Annotated in this window: 7 protein-coding genes; 3 read left to right on the top strand and 4 right to left on the bottom strand. The window is 57.9% G+C overall.

Annotated features, from left to right (window positions below):
* Positions 1 to 3 precede the first annotated feature (3 nt).
* On the top strand, positions 4 to 897 hold the full coding sequence (gene argB / locus AC3B8H_RS03910; protein ID WP_488440309.1) for an acetylglutamate kinase: 894 nt from the start codon (positions 4 to 6) through the stop codon (positions 895 to 897).
* On the opposite strand, the gene AC3B8H_RS03915 is transcribed toward argB, so the two are convergent.
* The 4 genes from AC3B8H_RS03915 to murJ form a co-directional block, all read right to left on the bottom strand.
* On the bottom strand, positions 880 to 1,875 hold the full coding sequence (locus tag AC3B8H_RS03915; protein ID WP_488440310.1) for a DUF4124 domain-containing protein: 996 nt from the start codon (positions 1,873 to 1,875) through the stop codon (positions 880 to 882). The genes argB and AC3B8H_RS03915 overlap by 18 nt on opposite strands.
* A 14-nt stretch (positions 1,876 to 1,889) precedes the next feature.
* Positions 1,890 to 2,465 (bottom strand): YggT family protein, encoded by a 576-nt coding sequence (locus AC3B8H_RS03920; protein ID WP_488440311.1) that lies wholly within the window; start codon positions 2,463 to 2,465, stop codon positions 1,890 to 1,892.
* On the bottom strand, positions 2,465 to 3,292 hold the full coding sequence (gene proC, locus AC3B8H_RS03925) for a pyrroline-5-carboxylate reductase (protein ID WP_488440312.1): 828 nt from the start codon (positions 3,290 to 3,292) through the stop codon (positions 2,465 to 2,467). The genes AC3B8H_RS03920 and proC overlap by 1 nt, the downstream gene beginning before the upstream one ends.
* Before the next feature lie 83 nt (positions 3,293 to 3,375).
* Positions 3,376 to 4,923 carry a murein biosynthesis integral membrane protein MurJ gene (gene murJ / locus AC3B8H_RS03930; protein WP_488440313.1) on the bottom strand — a complete coding sequence of 516 codons (1,548 nt, stop codon included), beginning with the start codon at positions 4,921 to 4,923 and terminating at the stop codon, positions 3,376 to 3,378.
* Positions 4,924 to 5,025: 102 nt separating this feature from the next.
* On the opposite strand from murJ, the gene rpsT reads away from it, so the two are divergent.
* Together rpsT and AC3B8H_RS03940 are read left to right on the top strand one after the other, a co-directional pair.
* Positions 5,026 to 5,289: a 30S ribosomal protein S20 gene (gene rpsT / locus AC3B8H_RS03935; RefSeq protein WP_488440314.1), complete on the top strand. Its 264-nt coding sequence runs from the start codon at positions 5,026 to 5,028 to the stop codon at positions 5,287 to 5,289.
* A 216-nt stretch (positions 5,290 to 5,505) separates the two neighbouring features.
* Positions 5,506 to 6,516 (top strand): Gfo/Idh/MocA family protein, encoded by a 1,011-nt coding sequence (locus AC3B8H_RS03940; RefSeq protein WP_488440315.1) that lies wholly within the window; start codon positions 5,506 to 5,508, stop codon positions 6,514 to 6,516.
* Positions 6,517 to 6,613 lie beyond the last annotated feature (97 nt).

Raw genomic sequence — 6,613 nt, forward strand, 5'->3', positions numbered from 1 at the left:
TTCATGAAAGAAAACACCGCACACCAAATCGCTCACGTTCTGATCGAAGCCCTGCCCTACATCCAAAAATTCAAGGACAAGACCGTCGTCATCAAATACGGCGGCAACGCCATGGTCGACGAAGCCTTGAAACACAGCTTCGCCCGCGACATCGTGATGATGAAACTGGTCGGTATCAATCCGGTCGTCGTTCACGGTGGCGGTCCGCAAATCGGCAATCTGCTGACTCGGCTCGGCAAAACGTCCGAATTCGTCGATGGCATGCGCGTCACCGACAGCGAAACGATGGACGTGGTCGAAATGGTGCTGGGCGGCTTGGTGAACAAGGAGATCGTCAATCTGATCAATATGCACGGCGGCAAGGCGGTCGGCCTGACCGGCAAGGACGGCAACTTCATTCATGCCCGCAAGATCAACATGACCAAGGCCGGCACCAATGTCGACGACGCGCCGGAAATCATCGATCTGGGCCATGTCGGCGAGGTGAGCAGCATAGACCCGGCCGTCGTGGACATGCTGGTGCATAGCGACTTCATTCCGGTGATCGCGCCGATCGGCGTCGGCGCGGACGGCCATTCCTACAATATCAACGCCGATCTGGTGGCCGGCAAGGTCGCGGAAGTGCTGAAAGCGGAAAAATTGATGTTGCTGACCAACACCGCCGGCATCCTGGACAAACAAGGCACGTTATTAACAGGCTTGAGAATGCCGGACATCGACGCGCTGATCGCCGACGGCACGATTTCCGGCGGCATGATCCCGAAAACCCGGTGCGCGACCGACGCCTTAAAGGGCGGCGTCAACAGTGTGCATATCATCGACGGACGGGTCGATCACGCGGTGCTGTTGGAGTTGTTTACCGACCAGGGAGTCGGCACCTTATTGCTGCGCCGCTAAGCCGGATTGCAGATACGGCGCGAAGCTTTGCCGCAAGCTCTTGACCTTGGCGCCGTTGCAAAGCTCGTTGCCCAGGCTGGAAGGGCGGCAACGAATATCCAGAAATATTTGCCTGACCTTACCCTGTTCGAGCAAGGAAGCCGACAGGCTTAAATCGTCGTCCTGTTGCGGCGCGGCCCGCATGATCAACTTCTCGGTCTCGACATCCGGGCCGGTGGAGGAATTGGCCGCGACAAACTCGCCGGCCAGTTTCCAGGCTTTTTGGCATTGCTCGACGTCCTGACATACAAACAAACCCAATTCGTTGCCGGCATTGCTGGCGGCCAGCGAAGAACCGGCCGCCTTGGCGTCGGCGTTGGGCTGGGTTAGAAACTGGAATCGCGCCATGTCGGCCCGAAAGGCTTTTTCGCTATTTTGACGCTCGCTCTGGTGATCGGCCAATTCCTGGTTGGATTGGGCGATTTGCAGCTTGGTCGCGGCGATCTCGTCCAGCAGTTTGCCGGGCACTTTCTGGCCGTTGCGTTCATGGTCGGCGGCCTGCTGTTGCTGCTTCTGCAACTGACCCTGTAGTCGCTCGATATTGCCTTCGATGACCTTGCGTTTGGCGTCGAAGCTGGCCAATTTGTTGCCCAAGGCTTTTTCCATGTCGTCCAGACTGCGAAACGTGCTGAGCAACACCTTGTCGTTGGCGGCCTGCTTGGCGACAATTTTTTCCTGTTCCTTGCGTAGCGCATCCAGGCGTTTTTGCTGGGCCAATTCCTCGGCGGTCTTGGCCTTTTCGACGGTCTCGACGATCCGGGCTTTCTCGGTCAGGGTTTCGCGCTTGTGCTGGACTTGGTCCGGCGGCACTTGATCGGAAAAATAGACGTTGCCGTTTTCGTCGACCCAACGATACATTTTCTTGGCCTGCACCGGCTGGCCGGCCAACAACAAGGCCGCGAGCGCGGCCAGCGTGGTAATTTTCAACGTGCCGCGCATTGCCGCCCGCCTCGTCAGCCCAAAATCGCGATCAATTGATGCAACGGCGGCAATACCATCATCTTGGCCAGCTGCAGCAACACCAGCGCGGCCAACGGGGACAAGTCTATCCCACCCAAATCGGGTATCACCCGCCGGCAGACGTTCAGCAAGGGCTCGGTCAAGCTGTAAAGTATCGACGACGCGCCGCTGTAGTTGCCGGGCGCGAACCAGCTCAGAATCGCCGCCGCGAAAATCGCGTACACAAAAATATCGAGCAACATTTTCAGCAGATCGGCGAACGACAGCAGGGCCAGCGCGATAAAACCAACCGACAAATCCTTGACCGCCAAAATCGCAAAGTTCGCCAGCATTTGCAATATCAAGGCCAGTACCAGCGACGAACTGTCGATGCGGCCAAATGAGGGGATGAAGCGGCGCATCACCCGCAACGGCGGATGAGTAACTTTCACCAGAAACTGTGAAACCGGATTGTAAAAATCCGCTTGAGTCCACTGCAGCAAAAACCGCAACATCACCGCCAAGATGTACAGCGAGCACAGCGTATCGATCAGGAATACCACCGGATCGGTCATGTAATTGCTTCCCATCACTCGGCTCCCAGTTGTTTGGCCATTTCGACCGATCTATCCCGCGCGGCGTGCAAGGCCTTGGCGACCAAGGCTTCGAAGCCTCCTTGCTGGAAGGTCTCGATAGCGCGCTGCGTGGTGCCGCCGGGCGATGTCACCCTGGCGCGCAGTTGGGCCGGCGATTCGGCCGATTCCAGCGCGATCTTCGCGGCGCCAAGCGCAGTCTGCTGAATCAGCAAGCGGGCGCTACCTTCGTCCAGGCCTAATTCCAGCGCCGCGGCTTCCATCGCTTCCATCAACAGGAAAAAATAGGCCGGACCACTACCGGATACGGCGGTGACGGCGTCCAGTTCGGCTTCGCCGTCCACCCATAGGGTCAGCCCGACCGCGCGCAGAATGTTCTCGGCCAAGTCTTTTTGTTCGTCGTTGACGTTGGCGTTCGCATGCAATGCGGTGGCGCCGGTCAACACCAGGGCCGGCGTGTTGGGCATGCAACGCACGATCGCAGTCTGGCCGCCCAACCATAACGCCAAGCTTTGCTGGCTGATACCGGCGGCAATCGAAACCATCAACGCATGCTTGTGTTTCAGTAGCGGCGCGATTTCCAGCGCCACGTCACGCAATACTTGCGGCTTGACCGCCAACACCACGACCTCGGCTTCGTTGACGACGGTCGCGTTGTCGTGGGCGGTATTGACGTGCAATTGATTCGAGTGAGCGTTCAACAGATCCGCCGAAGTGTCCGACACCCATATCTGCCTGGGCGAATGGCCGCTGGCGATCAGGCCCCGAATCAAGCTGGTCGCCATGTTGCCGCCGCCGATAAAACCGATTGTTTTCGTTTTCATAGTTAGTTGACTGAATTAAACGTTTATTCGACTGCATCGAATCCCAATTATTCTACATGACTATGATGGCGCGACGGAAAAACTCAAGCCCCCCAAGTTCGGCCAAGCGCCAAGTCCCTCGGCCGCAAACCGCTGACCGCAAGCACCGCCGCATAGACCGCGATTGCCCCACCGACCGCCGCACCGAGTTGCAAGCCGCGTTGGCCGGCACTCCAGCCGAACCAAGCATCCGGTTGGACAAGGTAAACCAAAAAGCCCGACATCGTTGCGGATGCAATCGCAATCCTGATCGCGAAGGCCAACCAGCCGGGCCGCGGCCGATAAGTGCCGTTCCTCAATAACGCGTTCAACAAAAGCCCGGCATTGAGATAGGCGGCCAGCGTGGCGGCCAGCGCCACGCCGGCGTGGGCTAAAAACGGCACCAATATCAGATTCAGCAACCCGTTCGCGGCGACGGCACTCATCCCGAAACGCACCGGCGAACGGGTATCCAGGCGGGCGGTAAATCCCGGCACCAGAATTTTAATCAACATCAAGGCCAGCAGCCCCATTGCATAAGCGGCTAGACTTCTGCCCGTCATATGCACGTCTTCGACGCCGAATTCGTGGTACTGAAACAATGTGGACAGCAAGGGCTCGGCCAACTGGGTTAATCCCAGCGTGGCCGGCACGCCAATCAGCACGACCAGCTTCAAACCCCAATCCAACGCCGCCGAAAATGCCGCGCGGTCGGCGGCGATATGATTTTTCGATAAATTCGGCAGAATCACTGTCGACAACGCGACCCCAAGAATCCCGAGCGGAAACTCGACCAGCCGGTCGGAATAATACAGCCATGACACGCTGCCGGCGGTTAGAAAAGAAGCGATCAAAGTACCGACCAGCATGTTGATTTGGGCCACCGAAACGCCAAAAATGGCCGGCAACATCAGCTTGACGACACGCTGCACGTCCGGATCGCGGAAAGCCCAGCGCGGCCTCGGTATCAGCCCGAGCCACCATAGCGACGGAATTTGAAACAACAACTGTAGAACCCCTGCCGCGAATACGCCCCAAGCCAATGCGGTGATCGGCCGTTCCAGATTCGGCGCCAACCAGACCGCCGCCGCGATCATCACCAGATTCAAGATGACCGGCGTCAGCGCCGGGACCGCGAATCGCCCCTCGGCGTTCAGGATCGCCCCGGCGAACGCCACCAACGAGATAAAGAACAGGTAGGGCAATGTGATTTGGAGCATCTCGGTCGCCGGCGCGAAATGCGCTTGGTCGGCGACGAATCCCGGCGCCACCAGGATTATCAGCAACGGTGCGGCAATCGTGCCCACCAACGTGATTAAAAAGAGCAGTCCCGCCAGAGTGCCGAAGGTGCGATCGATAAACCGTCGTAACCCGCCACGCTCCCCTTGCCCGCCGTACTCGGCGAGGACCGGCACGAAGGCGTGAGCGAATGCGCCTTCGGCAAACAAGCGCCGCAACAGGTTTGGAATCCGAAACGCCACGAAAAATGCGTCGGTTTCGGCATTGACCCCAAACAAATTGGCGACCAACATATCCCTGATAAAACCCATGACTCGCGATACCATCGTCATGCCGCCGACTATCGCCGTCGATTTGTATAATTGCTTGCTCACTGCGTATCCTGGCGCCGGTCCGGAGTCAATTAAAAGTTGACAATCATAGCATCCAAAAAGATAATGCGCGGTTCCTAACCAACCCAACGACTTGATACCCCTATGGCTAATTCACCACAAGCTAAAAAGAGAGCGCGTCAGGCAGAGGACAGCCGTATTCGCAATGCCGGACAACGCAGCAATCTCCGCACGTTCATCAAAAAGGTTATCGCCGCCGTCAAGGCCGGTGACAAAGAACAAGCGCAAGCAGCCTTCAAATCCGCCGTGCCGGTCATCGATTCCGCAGTCAATAAAGGCTTGATCCACAAAAACAAGGCCGCCCGCAGCAAAAGCAGATTGAACGACAAACTGCGCGCGATGGCTTGATACGGCGCCGCCGACCGATACCAAGGCCGAAGCCTAAACGCTTCGGCTTTTTTATGCGCGCGGTTTTTTTCGCGAACTCGCGCCACGGAACTTAAGCGCCGCCATCCATTCGAAACATAACCAAGAGCTTACCCCCAGACAAAACCGGGCAGCTTGCGGCCGGCGGACAACCTGCTAATCTGATCTAACTATGTCGATGCATCCGAGGCAAATACGATGAACCATCCGACCCGACTACGCTGGGGCATTCTGGGCGCCGCGCGCATCAACGAACGTCTGCTGCCGGCCATCGTCGAAGCCGACAACGCCGAATTGGTCGCGATTGCCAGTCGTCGACCCGGCGCCGCCGGCGAAACCTTAGCCAAATACGCGCCGAGACCGACCGGCGCGCAGTGCTACGATAACCTCGACGCCCTGCTTAAAGACGATGACGTGCAAGCAGTGTATTTGCCGATGGCGAATCAAGAACACGCCGAATGGGCGTTACGGGCTATCGAACACCGTAAGCACGTGTTGTGCGAAAAGCCGATGGCACTGACGATTGCCGATATCGACGCCATCGAAATCGCCGCCCGCCGCTACAATGTCAAAGTCATGGAAGGCTTTATGTACCGCTTCCATCCGCAGCACCAACGGGTTCTTGAATTGATAAACACCGGCCTGATTGGCGAAGTCCGCTCGGTCAGAGCCAGTTACTCGTTCATGATGCGACCCGCCCGCCTATATCGGCTGGCCGACGACACCGCCCACGGCGGTGGTGCGATGTGGGATATCGGCTGCTACGCAATCCACAGCTTGCGGCTGTTTTTCCAACAAGCGCCACTGGCGGTCAGCGCCGTGTCAAAATACGTCGAAAGCGGGGCAGACAGCGCCACCAGCGGCATCGTCGATTTTGGGGACGGTCGCTACGGCCACTTCGACTTTAGTTTCGAGCGAGCCCGCCGTTGCGAATACGAAATCGTCGGCACCCGTGGCGGCATCAAATGCCACGTGGTCTGGCAACTTCCAGGCGACGTGCCGGTCATTTCATGGTGGACCGAAGATGGTCGCCAAGCCGAAGAACGGCTACCCTACAGCAACCACTTCCGGCTGGAAATAGAACATTTTTCGGATTGCGTGCTGCATAACCGCGAACCGGCATTAACGCTAGACGACGCCCGCGCCAATTGCCGAGTGATTGTCGCCGCGTTACAAGCCGCCGCCGAAGGCCGAACCGTGAAAATTTAGCCGGCGGCGCGCCCCAGAGCCACCCGCCACCAAAAATGTAAGAGCCGCGCGATAACATCGGTAAACCGATACGACGAAACTGCAAAACCAAAGCCCC

The organism is Methylomonas sp. BG-2 (genome assembly GCF_057766305.1).